Genomic DNA, 21553 nt, shown 5'->3' with positions numbered 1-21553 from the left:
GGTTTACTTCGACTCCTTTGCTTTATATTCTTCCATTTGTTCTTCTAAGTGTACAGGAAGTTTTTCGTACATATTTGAGATTAAGTCTGTAACTTTTTGTTTTGGTTGTTCGTCAGCTTTTTTAATAGCTTCTTTAATTTCTGCTTTTGCTTTTTCAGTTACTTCATTTTCTTGCTCTTCAGTCCATAAACCTTTACCTTCAAGATATTTACGGAAACGAACGATTGGGTCTTTTTTCTCCCATTCTGTATCAAGCTCATCCGTACGGTAACGAGTTGGATCATCTCCAGCCATCGTATGTGCACCGTAACGGTAAGTTAGAGTCTCAATTAATGTTGGACCTTCTCCATTAACAGCGCGCTCACGAGCATCTTTAGTCGCAGCATAAACAGCTAATACGTCCATTCCATCTACTTGAATACCTTCGATTCCAGCAGCAACAGCTTTTTGAGCTAACGTTTTAGCAGCTGTTTGCTTATCAACAGGTACGGAAATCGCAAAACGGTTATTTTGAACAACAAAGATTGCAGGAGCTTTAAATGCACCAGCAAAGTTCATTCCTTCATAGAAATCACCTTGTGACGTACCACCATCACCAGTATAAGTTATAGCAACATTCTTCTTACCACGTTTCTTCATACCCATAGCAACACCCGCCGCTTGTGTATATTGCGCTCCAATAATAATTTGTGGACTAAACGCGTGTACACCTTCAGGCATTTGGTTACCATGATAATGACCTCTTGAGAATAAAAATGCTTGATAAAGTGGAAGACCTTGCCAGATCAATTGCGGTACATCGCGATATGCTGGTAAGATAAAGTCTTCTTGTTCTAAAGCAAACTGCGTTCCTAACTGAGAAGCTTCTTGTCCTGCAGTAGGTGCATAAAATCCAAGACGTCCTTGACGATTCAAGGCGATTGAACGTTGATCCAAAATTCTCGTATAAACCATTCTAGTCATTAATTCTTTTAATTCATCATCTGAAAGTTCTGGCATATCTTTTTCATTAACTACTTCGCCTTCTTCATTCAGAATTTGAAACGTTTGAAATTCATTTTCAGCATTTTCAAGTGTACGTTTCAAAATAATCACCTCTTCCTTTCTATTCCTTCAAATTTTCTGCACTATTCGTAATATAGGGTGTATACAAACTGACATAATTGTACTTGTTTATACAATACCCTATAGTAACTTTTTTTAATCTAAATTATTTCTATGTAGATAACTGTTACATAGTTATTACTTATTATTATTAGTACAATTTAGATTTATTATAAGTTTAGCTCATTCTATTACCTTGGTCAAACACTTTGATTCGTTTTATTTAAATTATTTTAACTTAAAAGTATAAAAACAGAATGATTAAGAGACTGTAACAGCCTTACTATAAATTAACTGTTTCATTTTTTTTATTTATCTGTATTACTAATTTTTTTGATAAAATTTTTTTAATAAAAAAACTTCTCGATATCGAGAAGTTTTCAAAGGTTATTCATATGTCACATTTAAGTCAGAAGATTCATAAAAAGCTTTTTTACTTTCATTAAATGCCTTTGTTTTTTCGCTAAACACATTGTTTGCTTCAATCACTTTCTCATATTGCTGATTAACTTTATCAATTTGTTCTGTTACCGCTTCTTCCTCTACTTCTTCTTGTTTTATTAATTCATATAATGCTTGATCATTTTCTAATGATACGGTATATGTATCATATAAAGTTATGTATGCTTGATATCTTTCTTCCATTATGTCATACATTTCATTAGCGTTTGTTTGGACTGCCTCATCTTCTATGTCAGATAGCAAAGGTTCAATTTCATCAAATTCTTCTTTACTCGCATCAATACTCTCTTTCTCAATTACCAGTAATTCTTTTCTTTCTTCTATTGATTGTAGTGCTTCATCAGCAAGTGAAATGATTTCTTCCATATCATCACTACCCAATGCTGTGATTTCTTGATACAAAGCTTGTTCTTCTGCTTCTAATTCGTTTAATGGCTTTTGCTGTGCAACAAAGTCATTTTCTAGTTCAACTGCTTCTTCCATATGAACATACATTTGTTCTGTCGCTGATTCACCTGAACATGCTGCTAATAATGCGATACTAACTAATCCTACAATAAAAACCTTTAACTTCAAAATGCTGCCTCCTTAATCTTGATGCAATTTTATTATATTTTTTGACATTTATGAAAATATTATAACATATCACAATACATTTCTTATACTATTTAAGAAAAGTTATTGTTTCTTTTGCAAAAATAATAAAATACCATTATATTTAATAGTTATGTTACACTATGTAACAGTTAAAAACACTGATAAGGAGAGTGAACCAGTTGATTACCATGGATGATATTGTGCGTGAAGGTAATCCTATTTTGGAAGAAGTTGCAAAAGAAGTAGCATTACCGGCAACTGAGCAAGATAGCGCAACACTGCATGAAATGTTAGAATTCCTGAAAAATAGTCAAGATCAAGAGATCGCTGAAAAATATCAATTAAGACCTGGTGTCGGAATAGCCGCACCACAAATTGGTCTATCTAAAAGAATGATTGCCATTCATTTTGAGGATTTTGATGGTAATTTCTATAGTGATGGTTTATTTAACCCAAGGATTGTTAGTCATTCTGTTGAGAAAACATTTCTATCAAGCGGAGAAGGTTGTTTATCCGTCGATCGTGAAATACAAGGATACGTTCCTAGATATGCACGTATTACAGTAAAAGCTATTAACCTAGCCGGCGAACCAATAAAATTAAGATTACGTGGTTATGCTGCTGTTGTTCTTCAACATGAAATTGACCATTTAAACGGGCTTATGTTTTATGACTATATTAATGAAAACAATCCCTTCTTAAAACCAGATAATGCCAAACCCTGTGATGTAGATTAAATATTACACTTGTGCATGACTTAATTTTTTTTATATAGGCACACTCCTTTCGTATAAGATTAGCTCTATAAGCAAAAAATAAATCCTAATTACACTATTATTTCATTATTTTTGTAATAGTTTAGCACGTTTCTGTTTCCAAACGAGCAATTCCGTACTATACTAGTATATAGTGGGATTGGATCGGTAGGACGTATATGCTTTTCTTTAACTAATCGAAAGGAGCTGTGCAGTCAAATGTTAAAGCGACTGAGAGAAAAGCTTAGAAAACGATGGAAGAAATTATTAGGTCAAAATCGAGTTCCAAATGCTTTCAAAGAATAACTGTCGGTACGTAAAGCATTCCAATTTATCAGGTGAACACTTAATATCGCAGGAAAATTGCTATTTAAATATCAGCAATATAAAAATAAAAATGTAAAAGAATGAAGGAGAGATCGAATGATTTTCAAAGTATTATACCAAGAAATTCACAATGAAATTCCAGTAAGAGAAAGAACAACAAGTCTCTATTATGAAGCAGAATCTGAGAGACAAGTAAGAACAGAGTTAGCGACTCGCGAGATTAACATCGAATTTATCCAGCCATTAAATGGTGCTCATTTAGAATATGAAAAACTTTCTGAGCACTTCGAAGTGGAGAATGGATAAATTATGAAATTCGTAAAAAATGATCAATCAGCAGTTTTTTCACTAGGCGGACTTGGTGAAATCGGTAAAAACACATACGGCATTCAGTTTCAGGATGAAATAATATTAATCGACGCTGGAATTAAGTTTCCTGAAGATGAATTGCTAGGAATTGACTATGTCATTCCTGATTACACTTACCTTGTACAAAATCAAGATAAAATTAAGGGATTATTTGTCACGCATGGTCACGAAGATCACATCGGTGGAATTCCTTATTTATTAAGAGAAATTAACATACCAATATATGCTGGTAAACTTGCACTTGGATTAATTAAAAATAAATTAGACGAACATGGTCTATTAAAAAATGCAGAGCTACATGCATTTGAAGAAGAAGATATAATCAAGTTTAGAAAAACATCTGTAACGTTTTTCAGAACGACACATAGTATACCTGATTCTTATGGAATTGTAGTTAAAACACCACCTGGTAATATTGTACACACAGGTGACTTTAAATTTGATTTTACACCTGTAGGAGAACCTGCCAACATAGCTAAAATGGCTGAGGTAGGTAAGGAAGGCGTACTTTGCTTATTGTCTGACAGTACAAATAGTGAAGTTCCCGGATTTACAATGTCTGAACGTGTAGTTGGAGATAGTATTAATGATATCTTTACGCGTGTTGATGGTAGAATTATTTTTGCTACTTTCGCATCCAATATCTATAGATTACAGCAAATGATTGAAGGTGCTGTAAAGCATAATCGCAAAGTAGCTATTTTCGGTAGAAGTATGGAATCATCAATAGCAATTGGAAGAGAACTTGGTTATATTAATGCGCCTGATGATGCATTTATTGAATCACATCAAATTAATCGATTACCTGCTAATGAAGTGACGATCCTTTGTACAGGCTCACAAGGTGAACCAATGGCAGCTCTCTCACGAATTGCTAAAGGAACACACCGACAGATTCAAACGATCCCTGGCGATACAGTCGTATTCTCATCTTCACCAATCCCTGGTAATACGGTTAGTATTAATAGAATGATTAATATGCTTTCTCACGCTGGAGCAGATGTTATACACGGTCCATTAAACGATATCCATACATCCGGTCATGGTGGGCAAGAGGAACAAAAGCTAATGCTAAGATTATTACGTCCTAAGTTTTTCATGCCTATTCATGGTGAATACCGTATGTTAAAGGAACACGTAAAACATGCAGTTGCATGTGATGTTCAACCAAATAACTGTTTCATTATGGACATTGGTGATGTATTAGCACTAGGTAAAGATAAAGCTGCAGTTGCAGGTAAGATTCCTTCTGGATCTGTTTATGTTGATGGAAGCGGTATTGGTGATATTGGTAATATTGTATTACGTGATCGCCGTATTCTTTCAGAAGAAGGCCTTGTAATTGTTGTTGTTAGTATTAATATGAAAGAATTTAAAATTGCATCTGGACCAGATATTATTTCAAGAGGTTTTGTCTATATGAGAGAATCAGAAGACTTAATTAACGAAGCACAAAAAATTGTTTCTACTCACCTTGATAAAGTGATGGAAAGAAAAACAACACAATGGTCAGAAATCAAAAATGAAATAACAGATACAATTGCACCATTCTTATTTGAAAAAACTAAACGTCGTCCAATGATTCTACCGATTATTATGGAAGTATAATAATCGTAGCGTTAAGCGAAATATAAACAAAAAAAACACCGTAACTTGCGGTGTTTTTTTGTTTGTTTTTAATCGTCATCGACTACTAAATGTTTCTCAAAACGAGATATATCTTTATCTGCTCCTATAACGATTAAGATATCGCCGCCATCTATAACTTCTGACGCCATTGGCGAGACATTGATATCATTAGTTTCACCTTGCTTAATTGCGACAATGTTACACCCATAATTAGCTCGTACATCTAGCTCTACTAACGTTTTTCCGATCATCTTTTTACCAGCCTTTACTTCGACAATACTATGATCATCTGATAGTTCTAAATGGTCCAAGATATTATTAGATATTATGCTATGCGCAATTCTTTTTCCCATATCTCTTTCAGGATGAACAACTTGATCGGCACCAATTTTATTTAATACTTTTTCATGGTAATCATTTTGTGCTTTAACTGTTATTTTTTTTATGCCTAATTCCTTTAACATTAGCGTTGTTAAGATACTTGCTTGAATATTGTCTCCTATTGCCACAATGACATGATCAATATTACGAATTCCTAATTCTTTTAATACTTTTTCATCAGTTGCATCTGCGATTACTGCATGTGACGCAATATCTTTAAATTCATTTACTTTTTCTTCTTGTGTATCAATCGCTAATACATCCATGCCTTCTTCACTTAATTCGCGACATATACTTCCACCAAAACGCCCTAATCCTATAACTGCAAACTCTCTTTTCACGATTTTTCCTCCTCGTACACCTTACTGAAGATAGTTTATCATATTTATAAGAAATAAGGACCATCATTTTTAAAAAATAGCTGTTTTCTAAGAGATTTGATGCTATTAAAAACTTATGTACTGCTTGTAACGTACTTGCCTCGCTCTGTAACTAAACTACGCTAGTTGGTAATACTTAAACGTGGGATGTACTATATCAACGATAAGAATCCCACGAATATTTTTATATAGCTCCATGCTAACATTAAGAACCTTAAAACTTTATAAGCAAGCAGATGGCATATTACTCCGCTTTCGGCTGACGAAATTGATATGAATTACTACGTAACATACCGCTCTGGAAATATACTTCGCTTTCCGTGGGCACGGGAGTCTTCGTATATTTCCATTGCTAGTACAGATTTCTTCTTTCATGAATTGAGAAAGACTAGCTCTTTATCATTATTTTGTTTTACAAAGTTGGTTATTAGTATAAAAAGCTAACCCTTTGGTAAGGAAGTCAATTTTATTTAATACGTAACCTACATCAAAAACAATTCATAATACTTGTGTATGGAAGTTAATTACACTATAGCAACAGACAAAATTATTAATTACTTATATGCTACATTACAATTTTTCTTCAAACTTGCTTCCGTAGTGAGTAAGACCACAATGTTACGTCAGGGGTATTACTTTTATGTCTGTCAGCAATTTCACTTGATACGCTATACAAAAGAGGGAACAAATGCATGACATAACAGCTAAAGAAGCTATATCATATTTTCCATCAATAACAAAGTTAAAAATACTAAAGTTTAAGATAAAGCCCTCCATCACTAAGTAATGGAGGGCTTTATTTATAGATTTTATAACGCGTCTAACATTTCAAATTGTGATTTCACTAAACCGAAATATTCACCACGTTTTTGCATTAAATCGGAATGATTTCCTTGTTCCAAAATCTTTCCGTTTTCTAATACGATAATATTATCTGCTTCTCGAATTGTCGATAAACGATGGGCAATCATAATAGCCGTACGCCCATGTAATAACTTCTTAAGCGCAAGTTGGATACGCACCTCTGTTTCTGTATCAATGCTTGCTGTTGCTTCATCTAAAATCAATATTCGCGGATTAGCTAACAATGCTCTAGCAAAAGAAAGTAACTGCCTCTCGCCTGCAGAAAGAACGTTTCCTCTCTCTTCTACTTCTGTTTGATACCCTTCTGATAAACCTAAAATGAAACCATTCGCACCGACAACTTTTGCAGCATCGATCACTTCTTCATCTGTCGCAGTAGGCCTTCCAAAACGAATATTTTCCATAATAGTACCCGAAAAAATAAATGTATCTTGTAAAACAACACTAATATTATCTCGTAAATTACCAACTTTCATATCCTTTAAGTCATTTCCATCAATTTTAACTGTACCTTTAGTTGGATCATAGAAGCGACTAATTAGATTTGCAATTGTTGATTTACCAGATCCGGTATGCCCTACAAGTGCAACTGTTTGACCAACCTTCATTTCTAATGAAATTTCATGCAGTGCAATACGGTCATCGTCATAAGAAAATGCAACATGATCGAATTCAATATGCCCTTTCATGTCAGTAAATTCTTTTGCATCTGATTTTTCATGGACATTGGGCTGCTCATCTAAAAACTCAAAAATCCTTTCCGATGAAGCCATAGCGACTAATAATTGATTGTATATTTGACCGAGACGTGAAATCGGTTCCCAGAACATACCTAAGAAAAAGGCAAAGGATACAAAGGTACCAATTTCAATTGTTCCATTAATAATTAAATGTGCACCGTATGAAATCAAAATAACAGTACCTATCGCATTACTCATCTCAACAAAAGGTCCAAAATAGGCACTCTTTTTCATTGCGATCCGTTCTACTTCATAATTATCTTCATTCACACCATTAAAGTACTCGGTATTTTCCTTTTCTTGAGAAAAAGATTGCGTAATACGGATACCCTGCATACTTTCATTCAAATGTGAATTCAAACGTGATTTCTGGATACGTACATCTTGCCACGTCTTACGAATATTTCTTCTTAATTTAGTTGAGATATAGAACATAATTGGTAAGATGACTAATACCGCTAATGCAAGCTGTGGGCTTAACACAAACAAAATAACGATTATACCCACTAACATAAAGACATCCATCAATAAATTAATAATCCCGTTAGTAAACAATTCTTGTAACGAATTTACATCATTTAAGATACGAACCAAAATTGACCCAGCTGAACGTTTATCAAAAAAGTTATGCGATAAACGTTGTACGTGTGAGAACAATTGTTTACGTAGATCATGAATAATATTTTGCCCTAATATATTAACCCATTTAATTCTAAAATGATTTCCAATATAACTTATCACATATAAAAGTGAAATTAGGATAACTAAATAGGTTAAAAGTGTTGGATCTTGATTTGCTATCGCTACATCAATTACCACTTTACCAATCAAAATAGGTACCGCTAAACGGATCAATGTCGTAATAAACATTGCTATAATAGCACCTGGTAACAGTGATTTTGCATACGGTTTTATATAGAACAATAATCGCGTCATTTGTTTCCAATTAAAAGGTTTTTCCACTGCTTGATCGAGTGGATAATAAAACCGCTTTAAGTGTGGACTTTTTTGTTTTGCTGTATCTTGTTTTGCCAAAGTTATTCCCCCCTTTTTAATTTACTATATTCATAATAGCTTGTTTATCTTGATATTGAATATCATAAATTCGTTGATATGGTCCACCATTCTCTAATAATTTCTCGTGTGTACCTCGTTCGACAATTTCACCATCTTCTAAAACCAGAATCTCATCCGCATGTTTCAATGAAGATATACGGTGAGCAATAATGAATGTTGTCCGACCTTTCATAACCTCGTTTAGCGCTTTTTGAATTCTAAATTCTGTTTCCATATCAACAGCAGAAGTTGCATCATCCAAAATAAGAATACTTGGATCAATCAAGATCGCTCTTGCTATCGCGATACGCTGTTTCTGTCCACCAGATAAGCCCATCCCTCTTTCTCCAAGCATGGTTTCATAACCATTTGGCATTTCCATAATAAATGAATGCGCCTGTGCACGTTTAGCTGCAGCGATAATATCATCTATATTTGCTGTTGGATTACCGTAAGCAATATTGTCTCTAATTGATGTAGAGAATAAAAATGACTCTTGTAAGACAAATCCAATATGCTTGCGTAGTGACTTTATGTTATAGTCACTTGATGGTTTTTGATCAATTAAGACTTTACCCGATTGTGGTTCGTAAAAACGCGTCATTAGTTGCGTGATACTCGTTTTTCCAGATCCAGTTGCACCAATTAGACCAATCACTTTTCCTGGTGGAGCATCAAACGAGATGTTTTTAAGTGCCGCTTCATCACCTTCCACATATTTAAACGATACATTTTCAAAAGTCACATGACCTCTTATAACGTTTGGAATGAGCGCATTGTCTTTTTCTTGTATATCTTCTTCTGCTTCTAAGATTTCTAATAATCTTTCACCTGATGCTTTAGCTTGAGAAAATTGGTTGACGATAAAACCTAGGTGCATCAGTGGCCCTAAAATATAGCTTACCAAACTAAAGAAAGCGATTAACTTACCTAACGACAGACTCTCGTCAATAACCAGATAACCTCCAAAAACCAACAAAGCTACCATACAAATATTACCGATTAACTCCATAAATGGGAAATATTTAGCCCAAATATTTGATGTTTTAATATTCACTTCTCGGTACTCTTGATTATTAACAGTAAATCTGTCTATTTCAAAATCCTCTTTAGATAGAGATTTCACTGTATTAATACCACTTACGTTTTCCTGGATGCGTGTATTTAAACGACCTAATGATTTACGTATGGTACGAAAAGCTGGGTGAACCTTCTTATCAAATTTATAAACGACTATAGCCAGGAATGGCATGGCGGCCATTGTTACAAGTGCTAATGGTATCGAATAGTAGAACATGACAGATAAACTAATTACAATTAGCAATATAATCCGAATTAATTCCTTTAATCCAGCAGAAAGGAAGAATTTAAAACCTTCTACGTCCATTGTAAGACGTGACATTAAGTCGCCAGTTCGAGCATTATCATAATAAGTAAAAGATAGGCGTTGTAATTTTGTATACAAACCATCTCGCAATCTGTAGACAGATGACACACCAAACAGGTCACCTAAGTATTGTTGGATAAAATTCGCAATACCTTTAATAATCATCACAAGTATAAACCCACCTGCTAAATAAGGTATAAGACCGTATTGTTCATCAAGAACAACATTATCAATCGTTATCTGTAATATAATTGGATAGAGCACGGTGATTCCAGTTACTATAATTACAAATAATATAGACATGAGAAAATATTTTTTAAATGGCATATAATATTGTTGTAATTTTTTAAACGTTTCCAATGTATTATTCCCTCCCCTTTTTTCCTTTTTCGTAACTATAAATATATCGGTTTCCGAAATAAATTGCCACCCTTTTGCACTATTTCTTTTAAAAAACTAAAAAATCAGTCTTAAGACGGAAGCGCTTTTATGCAAACGAAAAGAAAAGATCCCTTGTATACTTTACGCACACAAAGGACCTTTTCAAATAGTGTTACATACAAATACCTATTTCTCTGTCGTTCCTAGCACACGATTGACACGTTTACGGAGCATTTTCATTCCTCCACCACCAGCTTGAAAATGGCGGAGATTACCTTCTTCATCAAAAACATAATATGCTGGAACATATTCATTTTCAAATGCATCTGTTAAAATATGCTTGTTGTCTACAAAAATGGGTTGTGTTATATCGTGCGCTGCGGCAACCTCTTTAATTTGATCTAAATCTAAATCCTTTTCAGAACGTGGTATATGGACAGCGACTACATTAAGCGCATCTTTATACTCATCACGAAATTCATTAACATTTGGCATTGCTTCTTTACATAAACCGCAACTAACTGACCAAAAGTGGATTAAAGTTGGTTTATTACCAATAAGATCGTCCTTTTTTAATTCTCCATTCAACCATTCAGTTGCACCATCTAATTCTGGCATCGGCGTTCTTAATCTCATTAATCATAATCCTTTCTATTCACTTATTATTAATTAAATAAGATTTTTATAGTGTTTCTTGACCTGGTTTCCAATTGGCTGGACATAGACCACCAGTTTGTAATGCTTGAAGTACACGTAATGTTTCATCGACATCACGACCAATATTATTATGATTTACGACTTGATATTGTAATTCACCTTCTGGATTAACAATAAATAATCCACGAAGCGCCACACCTTCACCTTCTATTAATACACCATATTCTGCTGATACTTTATGATTTGTATCTGCAGCTAAAGGATAAGCAAGATCACCTAGACCATTGTCTTCACGTGATGTATTAATCCAAGCTAAGTGTGTATGTACTGTATCTGTAGATACGCCAATTACTTCTGCATCTAAATCTTCAAATTCATCATAGCGATCAGATAGTGCAGTGATTTCAGTTGGACATACATGTGTGAAGTCCATTGGATAAAAGAATAACACTGTCCATTTGTCTTCTTTCATAATCTCATCTAATGATACCTTTTTGAATTCTTTATTCGCCATTACTGCTTCCATTTCAAAGCGTGGAGCCTGTTTTCCTACCATACGTTCTGCCATGCGAATCCCTCCAACTATCTATTTTTTGTGATAATATTTTCACATACTTTAATTAATTATAAAGATTGGAAAAAGTTTAGTCAACAATAATCAAACTTTAAATTACTAAATTGGACTAGTAACAGTTTTAACAAAAAAGCACGATGATATGCTTAAATTTTGTCGAAAAAGGGTATTATTTGATTATTAAAGTATATTTCTTTATTATGAAAGAGTTACTTTAGAAAGGAGCATAAAAAATGTACATGTTTGGCATTGATTTTAGTCAATTTACGACTACTTATCCACTAATTGCTAGTGCACTAAAAATTCTATTTCTATTTATCGCTTTTGCAATTGCTGCACCAATAGGTCGAAAGGTTATTGCTACCACACTAAAAAAAGCAGGTAAAAGAGAAAGTATCTCACCAGCTCGAACAAAAACATTAGAAAAGCTGATACAAAATGTTTATACATATATTTTACTATTTGTATTCATTGCAATGTTATTTGGTATCTTCGGTCTTGATCTAGCACCATTAATTGCTGGGGCCGGTGTTATAGGACTTGCAATTGGTTTTGGTGCACAAGGTCTTGTAAGTGATATTGTAACTGGTTTTTTTATACTATTAGAAAAGCAAATTGAGGTAGATGAATATGTCTCAACTGCTGGATACAGTGGTATTGTTGAGGAAGTCGGCTTACGCACAACAAAAATCAGAAGTTTTGATGGTACATTAAACTTTATCCCAAACAGACAATTGGAGGGAATTAGTAATCACTCTCGTGGTACAATGCGTGCTTTAGTTGATATTGGTATTAGTTACGATGAAAATATTGATCACGCAATGAATATTCTCCAAAAAATTTGTGATGAGTTTCAACAGGACGTTCGCTTTGTTGAAGGTCCAGACGTACTAGGCGTTCAAAGCTTCGGTTCATCTGATGTTGTTTTACGTCTCTTAGGTAGAACCGAAAATATGGAGCAATTCGCTGCAGAGAGAGATATCCGTAAACGAATTAAGGAAGAATTTGATAAAGCAGCTATCGAAATCCCTTTCCCACATCAAGTAAATATTACGAAAGAATCAAGTAAATAACAAAAAGCGGGTGCCATATAATGGCTTGCCCGCTTTTTTATTATGCCATCTTCTCATCAACTTGCTGACAAATTTCCTCCGCATTCATACCATGCGCATTAATTACTGAACCGGTGTAATTCGTTGTTGCCATTCCCATCACGTCTTTATCTTGGCCAGATATGACACAACAGCCACAATCCCCTAGGTCTTCCTCTTGTTTTAACTCAATAACCTCATAGCCTTTATCTTGCAAAGCCCCTTTTACATCTGATAACGTCCCTTCAACACCTACACGTTTCACACTATCTGCCTCCCATTCTATTTTCACAAGATAGTTTGTGCGTAGAACGAGCTATTTATACAAGAAAAAATGATGCTTATAGTTGACGCAACGTCGCTTCAACTACTTCTATTCCAGTTGCGATTGCATCTTCATTAGGATTGAGTTTACTATGATGTAATCCAAAAGGAGAACTAACACCTAACCAAAACATAAATCCAGGAATATCACGTAAGAAATAACCAAAATCTTCACCAGTCATAGCAGGATTTGCTTGCTTCCAAGTTGCGGAAGTGTCATTTACTATTTGCTTAAATTTATCAACATACTTTTTTGTATTATAAACTTGATAATAGTTTGAACCATAATCTATTGAAATCTCACAATGGTGACTTTGTTCATAACCTTTCGCCATTTCTTCAATCGCCTTTTTAATTTCGGCAATAATACTAGCATTGGCTGTTCGAATCGTACCTTCTAATCTAGCATTCTCTGCAATCACATTTTGTACCGTTCCACTTGTTATTTTTCCAACTGTCACAACAGCACTTTCTATTGGATCTAATTTCCTTGCTACTATTTGTTGTAATTGCGATACAAAGTTACTAGCAGCAACAACCATATCATTGGTTAAATGGGGGTATGCTGCGTGTCCACCTTTACCTTTAAAATCAATAAATAGTTCGCTCGTATTAGCAAATAGAAGTCCAGATCGAGTAGAAACAGTACCTACAGGTAATTCTGGTGCAATATGTAACGCAGTAATAATATCTGGATAAAAAGTTTGAAAAACATCTGATTCAAGCATAGGTAGTGCACCACCTGGACCCTCTTCTGCAGGCTGAAAAATCAGTACAATGTCATTTTGAGGCGGATTACGTGTTACATTCTCTAAAACGCCAAGTGCAATAGTCATATGTAAATCATGACCACACGCATGCATCTGTCCATCATGCTTAGATGAAAAAGGTAATGCGGTTTCTTCTTTAATTGGTAATCCGTCTATGTCTGTGCGATAAGCGATTGTTTTAACCGACTGGGTTCCTTTGACTTTAACTAATATACCTGTTTTCCATGTTTCAACTGTTAAGAAGTCTTGTGGCAATAATTTTATCTGCTCTAATAAATAGGACTGCGTTTTAAATTCTTGAAAACCTAATTCAGGAATTTGATGCAGCTCTCTTCTGATATTTAGTAATTTGTCACGATCCATCTCTCTCACTCCTCGTTCTGTTATAACTAAACTTTCGCGCTGTAAAACAGGCACTTAAGTCTTTATATAAAAAGAAATTCTAACAATCCAAAATAGATGTTGACTTCACGTTTCTTTGGTAATCATCCGCACGTTTGATCTGACGCACTTGAGAGAAACTCTGTGGTAAGTGACTTACAACTTTACACGCTACGGTAGCAAATGGTCTCGCTTTCCGTGGGCACAACCTCAGCTATCTATAGAAGCAAAGAACGCTTCTATAGAGGATCTTCGATTTGTGCTGTTCCCACAGGAGTCTCAACCATTTGCTACCTTCGCTGGATAGCGTATCTTTGTTTTAAACAGATGTTACTATACTATTTAATGACCCTAACGCGAGTTTGAGACCCTTTAGTTACAAATAATAGTGTAATTTACACAATTTTAAATTCACGGACTAAAACCAGCGGATCAAGCAAAATGGGTGACACTCCTGCAGGAACAGCACGGGCTGAAGATCCACTCGGAAAGCGTATTTTGCTTATCCGAGTTAGCTGAAGTCGTGCCTGCGGAAAGGGAGCCCATTTTGCTTGAGGAGCGGGGCGAAAGTTCTGTTAGATGCCCATTTATATAAAGATCCTTACCGCAGAGTCTATGTTTATTCAGTATTAAAAAACTTTTTTAATACTGTAAAGCTTTATAATGAACACACGTCAAACTCATAATAGCCAACGTGTAGCGTTTATTTTTCAAGTAAGAAAGTTCAGTTATTACAAAATTGATTTTAAAAAAAGCAGGAGAGTATACTCCCCTGCTTTTTACTATCCATTTATTCTTCGTCGTCTAAATTACGAAGTGCTTGCATAATTTCTGTTTTAGATTTCGTTTTATCATCAATCTTTTTAACCAATTTAGCAGGTGTTCCAGCTACTACTGTATTCGGTTCAACATCAGATATTACAATTGCACCTGCAGCAACAACTGCACCTTCTCCAACTGTTACACCTTCGAGAACAACTGCATTAGCTCCAATTAGCACGCCATCTTCAATTACTACAGGACTTGCTGATGGTGGCTCAATAACTCCTGCCAATACAGCTCCAGCACCGATATGACAGTTCTTACCTACAGTTGCACGTCCACCTAAGGTAGCATTCATATCAATCATCGTTCCTTCTCCGATAACAGAACCAATATTAATCATAGCACCCATCATAATAACGGCCCCGTCACCAATTTCAACTTGGTCACGAATAACAGCTCCTGGCTCAATACGTGCATTAATTCCTTTTAAGTCTAACAATGGAATTGCTGAATTTCTACGATCATTTTCTATTACATAATCAACAATTTGATCTTTATATGTATCCAAAGCTTGTTTAATTGCTTTCCATTCCCCAAACAATACGCCTGTTTCAGCTTGTACAAACGCTTGAATTTCATTTGTAAATTCTATCTTATTTAATTCCGTTCCTTTCACATAAACTTTCACTGGTGTTGCCTTTTTACTATTCGAAATAAATGAGATTATTTCATTTGCATCCATCTTCTTCATTTTCTTACCCCCAAGATAATTTTTCTTTACTTTATCAGATAGTATATGTAGCTGACAAGTATGATTCATTCAAAGTTTACATACAGGTCAACTACACGTTTTCTCTGCATACTTCTTTATTACTTATCATCTATTACTTTTGCAAATAAATCTTTGTTCACGTGAATGTACTTATTCAACTGCTTCAATATTGCTCTTCTAGTTAAGATACCGTCAAAAAAACCTTCTTCATCTACTACACAAACAAAAGGATGGTCAATCACAGCTTTTAAACAAGTTAAAAACGCATCTTGTTTTTTCACACATGGAATTTCTTGATTCATCACTTCTTGTACTTCTACTTCAGACAATCTTTCCATTTCAAAGCGTTCTAAACCAAGAATATGATTCAAAATAAGATTTTTTCCAATTGTTCCTTTGAATTTGTATGAGGTATCTAAAACTGGTACAGCGGAATACCCTGATTTAACTAATATCAATAACGCATGTTCTAACGGATTATTCAATTGTACGTGGGCTACTTTTTCTGAAGAGATCATTAAAGACTCAGCAGTTATATCTAATAACGGTAGTTGTTTAACAGTATTCATTTATCCACTCCCTTTAACGAGCAGTTGAAATAAAATGTTCACGTTAAAAATTAACATACAAGTATAGTTTACCATAAATAAAATAAGGAGACCAATTGATGTTAAATACTGTTTGTTTATCCATTAGCTAAATTAAATAACATTTTAACTAGTAGATATAGTTTTTTTATTAAGAAAATGTTAAAATAGTTGACAAATAGGAATCTACTATAAGAAAGTAGACATAGAAAGGAGGAACAGTAGTGAAGAAAGAGAAGTCTACAAATATTGAAGAAATTGCAAAAGCTCTATTTATTATCAATCGCCACGCAAAAACAGCTTTAAACCCTAGTGACTTGTATAACTTGAAAAAGAAAACAATTACAAAGTTATTGGAAAATAAGGATGCAGAAAAAATTGGTCTTCATTTTTCGGACCGCCCCAAATTAAGTCGGCAACATTCAACTCTACTCGTACAGGTAGGAAACTATTATTTCCACATTCCTCCAAATAAACAAGATTTCAAAGAAGTAGAACATTTGGGTAACATTGATCAAAATTATAGAAATCCAAAAACAAAGTTATCACTTACCCAAGCAAAAAAAGTATTATATACATTTTTAGATATCCCAATTCCTACCGAAGAAAAGGTTTACTCATCCTATTATACGCCTTCCTCATTAGGTCATTGGAATAAATCTTATTTTAAAAATAGAAGAGAAAGATAACTACATAAGCGGCATCTGTTAACTAGAATTTGACTTGTGCTGCTTAAAATAAAAAATAGCCCTATTTGTTAATACCACAATGCCTATAATAACGCCTAAGGTAATGATATCAAATAATACATAATGTACCATAGATAGATTGAATGCCATACTCCCCTTTTCTATTCCGCGATATAGATATGAAAACATCACTATATTTATAAATAAAAGGATCGTCACCAGATACGTTAACAGGAAATTCCATTTTAATTCTATTAAAAGTCTTACAGATGGGTGCAATATAACATACAATGCTACGATACAAAATAAACCTATTAGAAAATCCACTTGCCGTTCTTGCAAACCAAAAGATAACAATTGATTTTTTTTGAACCAACTAAATCCAAGACTATAAACTGTAAGTAATACTGTTTGCACTAGCATTTTCCCCTTTCAAGTAAAGGAAGTTGTTAAAAAAGGAGCCATCTAAAAGTATGACGCCCTTTAAAACTTTAACTATGACTATTGCAAACTAGTTTTTCCTACTCCGCATTGATTTATACGATGTATAAAGAATTTTTATTAATTATTCAAAAACATTTGTATTTTTCCACCTAATCGTTCCGCCTCTTCATACCCTTGATTGTATAAAGCATCTAACTTTTGCCTATTCCGTTCAATTCTATCAACTACTAACGGTAATTCTGGACGAACGATAAAAACTTCTTGCCTTTTCTCCATTTCGAGCAGTAAATCTAAAGTTTGGTTATATTTCTCGTGTCGTTTTAACAGTGCAGTTACTAAGCCGGGATACGCTTTATATTTTCTTTGAACAAAGCGTTTGAATTTCATTTCTTTTTTTACATAGCCTTCATTCCTTGTTAGTACGACAACATGTTTGTCATTACCAGCTTCAACGGAATGTGCAACTGGTATCGGATCACTAATCCCACCATCCATTAGTTCTAATCCATTATGCAAAATACTAGAAGCAATGAAAGGCAGTGAACTTGACGCCCGAACAATTTTTAATAACTCCTGCTTATTCTCGAAACTATCATAATAAACTGGCTCACCCGAATATATATCCGTTGCTCCTATAACAAGCTTACTCGTTCGCTTACTAAAAGTATCATAATCATATGGAACTAATTTATTAGGAATGGTATCAAAGATAAAATCCATTCCAAATAATTGCCTTTTTGTAATGAAACGTTTGTATGAAATATATTCAGGATGGCTTGCGTAATTAACGAATACTTCATAATTTCTATCTCTCTGGTTAGATAAATAGGAAGTCGCAACACAAGCGCCAGCTGATGTTCCAATTACATAAGGGAACTGATATGCTGCATCATGAAAAAAAGCAAGTACACCAGCCGTATAAGCTCCCCTCATTCCGCCTCCCTCTAAAATTAAACCTGTTTGACTCAATACTGCATCTCCTTTTTATTCATTTACTATAATGTTACTGTCTCTTAAGTATACCTCTATCATACAATAAATTGGTAATTCACGTAAGTCATTCGACTCCAACTAAAATTAAAAAACCAAAAAGCCTTTGCAATTAAAATGCAAAGACTTTTTGACATACTTAATTCAACTTTCTCACCAAAAAATAAAAGTGTAAGCGTTGGCTGTATTGCGTTTGAGTTATATGTGTTATCCTGCTTGACGATCTTTTAAGAAGTGGATTTTAAAAGATTGTGTTTATGATTAAATTAACATAGACTCTGTCGCAATGCCATGTTGATTTCTGCTTCTGATCTTGCTTTTCCCGCAGGAGTCGCCTGTTACGCTACAATCAATTAGCATAATGTGCGAAGCTGTTGTCATAAGCACAATAAAACTTTATGACCACCAGATAATATATTAATTTTAATCTCTATCCAGCGGAGGAAGTAAATGGGTGAGACTCCTGTGGGAACAGCACAAGTCGAAGATCCACTTGGTGAAGTGTTGTTCTTTACCAATGAAAGCTTTAGACTGTGCCCACGGAAAGCGAATCCATTTACTGACGTAGTGGGTAAAAAATTTACGTCACAATACAGCTAAATTGCAACAAGCCAACTAAAAAAGCTAGAAGTTTTGTTTACTTTACTGGAATTATGGTATGATCAATTTGATCACTTTCTTTTTGTTTCAAAGAAGAACTTGCTTGTTTTTTATCTAAACTTTCTTCAAGTTTTTTCATCGCTATTTCATCATTTAATAGATCTTGTTTATTCTGATTAACAAGCTCGTCAAAATTAAGTTTTCTTGCACGCAAGATTATCACTCCTTATAAGGCTAGTTTTATACAAGTGAACCGCTTACATAACAGTATAACCTATTATAAATATTTTTCAATTCAAATAAGTCTAAATTATATGACAATTTCCAAGGAGGAACTTTTATGGATCATTTATTAAACAAAAACGTCTTAGATATTGAAATTTCGGGTATTCGAAAGTTCTTTAATATGGTTGGTGAAAAAGAGGATATCCTTTCTTTGACAATAGGACAACCTGATTTTACAACACCTGAGCATATTAAAACAGCAGCCATTCAAGCGATTGAAAATAATCAAACGACCTATACGCATAATGCTGGTATCCTCCCACTCAGACAAGCCATTGCAAATCACGTTAAGCATAATGATCAATTACTATACGACCCACTGACTGAAATTATTGTTACTGTTGGGGCATCACAAGCAATTGATATAACGTTGCGAACCATTCTACAACCAGGTGACGAAGTGTTATTGCCTGCACCAGTTTATCCAGGTTATGAACCACTGATACGATTGGCTGGAGCTAAAGTCATACATGTGGATACACGTGCGGATAATTTTAAATTAACTGCTACAAATTTAGCTGCACACATAACAGACAAGACTAAATGCGTGATACTTCCATACCCTTCTAACCCAACAGGCGTTACATTAAGTCAAGAAGAGTTAACAGCTATTGCTAATGTCTTGGAAAAAAAGGATATCTTTATCATTGCGGACGAAATATATAGTTCTTTAACATACGAAAAAGCGCACTTCTCGATTGCACGACTGAACCAAGTAAAAAATAAAACGATTGTCATTAATGGCTTATCAAAGTCACATGCTATGACGGGTTGGCGTATCGGTTATTTACTTGCACCGAATTGGATTGCAAAGCACATTATAAAAGTACATCAATACAATGTTTCTTGCGCTACTTCTATTAGTCAACATGCAGCATTAGAAGCATTTAAAAATGGACAAGATGATCCAAAGAAAATGAAAGAAGCATATTTAGATAGAAGAAACTATGTCCATAATCGATTTTTGTCTATGGGGATTGACGTGATAAAACCTGATGGCGCATTCTATTTTTTTCCAAAAATCAATACAGAATTAACATCATTTGATTTTGCCTTAAAGATGGTTGATGAAGTTGGTTTAGCACTTGTTCCAGGTGATGCATTCAGTCAATATGGAGAAGGTTATTTACGTCTTTCGTACGCCTATAGTATGGAAACACTTGAAAATGGATTAGACCGATTTGAAACGTTTTTATCAAAATAAAAAAAGGTAAAGCAGAGATTTAATGTCTTCTGCTTTACCTTTTTAAATTGCTTTTTCTTTTAATTCTTCAAATTGGTTCAATAATCTGTCTAATTCACGGCTTAAATTTAGTGACTCCTCACTAGTAAAGCCCTCAAGTATAGCAATCTCGATCATTCTTTTACGAAGCATTTCTATTTGAGTGAGTAAATAATATGATTGTTCCTTATCCAAACGAGCTACCCCCTATACCAACTATCTCATTGAATTAGTTTAACATATTGCTATTAAATTACCACTACGTGTATTTTCAAAAATATGCATCCTAAACATAAAAATGCACAAGTCACCAAACGTACATTCTATTACTAAATATGGTACACTATAAATGATATTATGCATAGTTTTATGACTTCAAGATACATTTAAGATTTTCATAACTGCTTAGAGAGAGGACGTCCCTCATGCACTATAGCGCTAAAATGAACTGGAAAAATTGGATCAAATTTGTTTTACTAGCCCTTATTCTTGTCATTTTATTAACTTCCTTTATTTTTTCTACATCCGTTATTGAGGGAGATAGCATGCAACCTACATTACAAAATGGCGAACAGATTGTATATAATAAGATAGCTTATCTAGTAAATGAACCTCAACGTGGTGATATTGTTATTATTGATTATCCATTAAAAAATTATATAAAACGTATCATCGGTTTACCGAATGAAACCATTGAAATAAGAGAACAACAATTATATATCAATAACTTACTTTATCAGCAATCTTTTTTGACAGAAGCAAAAAGCTTCACTACAGATGATTTTGGTCCTATTACTATTCCAGATAAAAGCTACTTTGTTATGGGTGATAATCGCCAAATAAGTAAAGATAGCCGAAATGGTTTAGGTTTCATTAGAAGTGAAGAAATTATTGGCAATTTGGAGTTTGTCATCAACCCCAACTTTAAATGGAAACTGGTAGAATAATAGATATGTAATATTACAACTAG

General features: G+C 34.1%; 23 protein-coding genes. 8 read left to right on the top strand and 15 right to left on the bottom strand.

Features of this window, described 5'->3' with window-relative positions; translation table 11 throughout:
- Positions 1 to 3: 3 nt before the first annotated feature.
- Both pdhA and D2K60_RS13810 read right to left on the bottom strand, forming a co-directional pair.
- Positions 4 to 1086, bottom strand: coding sequence for a pyruvate dehydrogenase (acetyl-transferring) E1 component subunit alpha (gene pdhA / locus D2K60_RS13815; protein WP_117169843.1), 1083 nt, complete (start codon positions 1084 to 1086; stop codon positions 4 to 6).
- A 405-nt stretch (positions 1087 to 1491) separates the two neighbouring features.
- Positions 1492 to 2142, bottom strand: a complete 651-nt coding sequence (locus D2K60_RS13810) for a YkyA family protein (protein WP_117169844.1) — start codon at positions 2140 to 2142, stop codon at positions 1492 to 1494.
- Between the two features lie 200 nt (positions 2143 to 2342).
- On the opposite strand from D2K60_RS13810, the gene def reads away from it, so the two are divergent.
- The 3 genes from def to rnjA all read left to right on the top strand — a co-directional run bounded on the left by def (position 2343) and on the right by rnjA (position 5222).
- Entirely contained in the window at positions 2343 to 2900 is a 558-nt protein-coding gene (gene def, locus D2K60_RS13805; protein WP_117169845.1) for a peptide deformylase, read from the top strand.
- A 441-nt stretch (positions 2901 to 3341) separates the two neighbouring features.
- Entirely contained in the window at positions 3342 to 3551 is a 210-nt protein-coding gene (locus D2K60_RS13800) for a DNA-dependent RNA polymerase subunit epsilon (protein ID WP_117169846.1), read from the top strand.
- A gap of 3 nt (positions 3552 to 3554) precedes the next feature.
- Complete coding sequence (gene rnjA / locus D2K60_RS13795) at positions 3555 to 5222, top strand: ribonuclease J1 (protein ID WP_117169847.1); 1668 nt, start codon at positions 3555 to 3557, stop codon at positions 5220 to 5222.
- Positions 5223 to 5290: 68 nt separating this feature from the next.
- On the opposite strand, the gene D2K60_RS13790 is transcribed toward rnjA, so the two are convergent.
- From D2K60_RS13790 to D2K60_RS13770, 5 genes are all read right to left on the bottom strand, one after another.
- The gene (locus D2K60_RS13790) at positions 5291 to 5965 is read right to left on the bottom strand and encodes a potassium channel family protein (protein WP_117169848.1); all 675 of its coding nucleotides are present in this window, start codon (positions 5963 to 5965) and stop codon (positions 5291 to 5293) included.
- A gap of 848 nt (positions 5966 to 6813) precedes the next feature.
- Positions 6814 to 8643, bottom strand: a complete 1830-nt coding sequence (locus D2K60_RS13785) for an ABC transporter ATP-binding protein (RefSeq protein WP_117169849.1) — start codon at positions 8641 to 8643, stop codon at positions 6814 to 6816.
- 16 nt (positions 8644 to 8659) lie between these two features.
- The gene (locus tag D2K60_RS13780; RefSeq protein WP_117169850.1) at positions 8660 to 10411 is read right to left on the bottom strand and encodes an ABC transporter ATP-binding protein; all 1752 of its coding nucleotides are present in this window, start codon (positions 10409 to 10411) and stop codon (positions 8660 to 8662) included.
- Between the two features lie 207 nt (positions 10412 to 10618).
- Entirely contained in the window at positions 10619 to 11068 is a 450-nt protein-coding gene (locus tag D2K60_RS13775; RefSeq protein WP_117169851.1) for a TlpA family protein disulfide reductase, read from the bottom strand.
- 46 nt (positions 11069 to 11114) lie between these two features.
- Positions 11115 to 11657 carry a peroxiredoxin gene (locus tag D2K60_RS13770; RefSeq protein ID WP_117169852.1) on the bottom strand — a complete coding sequence of 181 codons (543 nt, stop codon included), beginning with the start codon at positions 11655 to 11657 and terminating at the stop codon, positions 11115 to 11117.
- Between the two features lie 239 nt (positions 11658 to 11896).
- On the opposite strand from D2K60_RS13770, the gene D2K60_RS13765 reads away from it, so the two are divergent.
- Complete coding sequence (locus D2K60_RS13765; protein WP_420818814.1) at positions 11897 to 12736, top strand: mechanosensitive ion channel family protein; 840 nt, start codon at positions 11897 to 11899, stop codon at positions 12734 to 12736.
- A gap of 40 nt (positions 12737 to 12776) precedes the next feature.
- On the opposite strand, the gene D2K60_RS13760 is transcribed toward D2K60_RS13765, so the two are convergent.
- The 4 genes from D2K60_RS13760 to cbpB form a co-directional block, all read right to left on the bottom strand.
- Entirely contained in the window at positions 12777 to 13019 is a 243-nt protein-coding gene (locus D2K60_RS13760; protein WP_117169853.1) for a YkuS family protein, read from the bottom strand.
- 76 nt (positions 13020 to 13095) lie between these two features.
- Positions 13096 to 14211 (bottom strand): N-acetyldiaminopimelate deacetylase, encoded by a 1116-nt coding sequence (locus D2K60_RS13755; RefSeq protein WP_117169854.1) that lies wholly within the window; start codon positions 14209 to 14211, stop codon positions 13096 to 13098.
- 808 nt (positions 14212 to 15019) lie between these two features.
- Complete coding sequence (gene dapD, locus D2K60_RS13750) at positions 15020 to 15745, bottom strand: 2,3,4,5-tetrahydropyridine-2,6-dicarboxylate N-acetyltransferase (protein WP_117169855.1); 726 nt, start codon at positions 15743 to 15745, stop codon at positions 15020 to 15022.
- Positions 15746 to 15864: 119 nt separating this feature from the next.
- Positions 15865 to 16335: a cyclic-di-AMP-binding protein CbpB gene (gene cbpB / locus D2K60_RS13745; protein WP_117169856.1), complete on the bottom strand. Its 471-nt coding sequence runs from the start codon at positions 16333 to 16335 to the stop codon at positions 15865 to 15867.
- Positions 16336 to 16577: 242 nt separating this feature from the next.
- Between cbpB and D2K60_RS13740 the strand changes: the two genes are divergently transcribed.
- Complete coding sequence (locus D2K60_RS13740; protein ID WP_117169857.1) at positions 16578 to 17042, top strand: YkyB family protein; 465 nt, start codon at positions 16578 to 16580, stop codon at positions 17040 to 17042.
- 18 nt (positions 17043 to 17060) lie between these two features.
- On the opposite strand, the gene D2K60_RS13735 is transcribed toward D2K60_RS13740, so the two are convergent.
- Both D2K60_RS13735 and D2K60_RS13730 read right to left on the bottom strand, forming a co-directional pair.
- A complete protein-coding gene (locus tag D2K60_RS13735; RefSeq protein WP_117169858.1) occupies positions 17061 to 17459 on the bottom strand; it encodes a hypothetical protein in 399 nt (132 codons plus the stop codon).
- Between the two features lie 144 nt (positions 17460 to 17603).
- Entirely contained in the window at positions 17604 to 18455 is an 852-nt protein-coding gene (locus D2K60_RS13730; RefSeq protein WP_117169859.1) for a patatin-like phospholipase family protein, read from the bottom strand.
- A 471-nt stretch (positions 18456 to 18926) separates the two neighbouring features.
- Between D2K60_RS13730 and D2K60_RS20740 the strand changes: the two genes are divergently transcribed.
- Entirely contained in the window at positions 18927 to 19076 is a 150-nt protein-coding gene (locus D2K60_RS20740) for a hypothetical protein (protein ID WP_162880746.1), read from the top strand.
- A gap of 37 nt (positions 19077 to 19113) precedes the next feature.
- Here D2K60_RS20740 and D2K60_RS13725 read toward each other — a convergent pair whose 3' ends face one another.
- Positions 19114 to 19290, bottom strand: a complete 177-nt coding sequence (locus D2K60_RS13725; protein ID WP_240335291.1) for an FbpB family small basic protein — start codon at positions 19288 to 19290, stop codon at positions 19114 to 19116.
- A 126-nt stretch (positions 19291 to 19416) separates the two neighbouring features.
- Here D2K60_RS13725 and D2K60_RS13720 point away from each other — a divergent pair, with 126 nt between their 5' ends.
- A complete protein-coding gene (locus tag D2K60_RS13720) occupies positions 19417 to 20565 on the top strand; it encodes an aminotransferase A (protein ID WP_117169860.1) in 1149 nt (382 codons plus the stop codon).
- 42 nt (positions 20566 to 20607) lie between these two features.
- Here D2K60_RS13720 and D2K60_RS13715 read toward each other — a convergent pair whose 3' ends face one another.
- A complete protein-coding gene (locus D2K60_RS13715) occupies positions 20608 to 20778 on the bottom strand; it encodes an aspartyl-phosphate phosphatase Spo0E family protein (protein WP_117169861.1) in 171 nt (56 codons plus the stop codon).
- A 230-nt stretch (positions 20779 to 21008) separates the two neighbouring features.
- Between D2K60_RS13715 and lepB the strand changes: the two genes are divergently transcribed.
- On the top strand, positions 21009 to 21530 hold the full coding sequence (gene lepB, locus D2K60_RS13710; RefSeq protein WP_117169862.1) for a signal peptidase I: 522 nt from the start codon (positions 21009 to 21011) through the stop codon (positions 21528 to 21530).
- Positions 21531 to 21553: the final 23 nt, after the last annotated feature.

The sequence above is a fragment of the Paraliobacillus sediminis genome, assembly GCF_003426055.1.
This window is presented reverse-complemented; position numbering and strand designations above follow the sequence as displayed.

Coding starts and splice junctions, on each gene's coding strand:
- D2K60_RS13800 (WP_117169846.1), top strand. CDS start 3,342: ATGATTTTCAAAGTATTATACCAAGAAATTCACAATGAAATTCCAGTA.
- rnjA (WP_117169847.1), top strand. CDS start 3,555: ATGAAATTCGTAAAAAATGATCAATCAGCAGTTTTTTCACTAGGCGGA.
- D2K60_RS13775 (WP_117169851.1), bottom strand. CDS start 11,068: ATGAGATTAAGAACGCCGATGCCAGAATTAGATGGTGCAACTGAATGG.
- D2K60_RS13770 (WP_117169852.1), bottom strand. CDS start 11,657: ATGGCAGAACGTATGGTAGGAAAACAGGCTCCACGCTTTGAAATGGAA.
- D2K60_RS13765 (WP_420818814.1), top strand. CDS start 11,897: ATGTACATGTTTGGCATTGATTTTAGTCAATTTACGACTACTTATCCA.
- D2K60_RS13755 (WP_117169854.1), bottom strand. CDS start 14,211: ATGGATCGTGACAAATTACTAAATATCAGAAGAGAGCTGCATCAAATT.
- dapD (WP_117169855.1), bottom strand. CDS start 15,745: ATGAAGAAGATGGATGCAAATGAAATAATCTCATTTATTTCGAATAGT.
- cbpB (WP_117169856.1), bottom strand. CDS start 16,335: ATGAATACTGTTAAACAACTACCGTTATTAGATATAACTGCTGAGTCT.
- D2K60_RS20740 (WP_162880746.1), top strand. CDS start 18,927: ATGGGTGAGACTCCTGTGGGAACAGCACAAGTCGAAGATCCACTTGGT.
- D2K60_RS13720 (WP_117169860.1), top strand. CDS start 19,417: ATGGATCATTTATTAAACAAAAACGTCTTAGATATTGAAATTTCGGGT.
- lepB (WP_117169862.1), top strand. CDS start 21,009: ATGCACTATAGCGCTAAAATGAACTGGAAAAATTGGATCAAATTTGTT.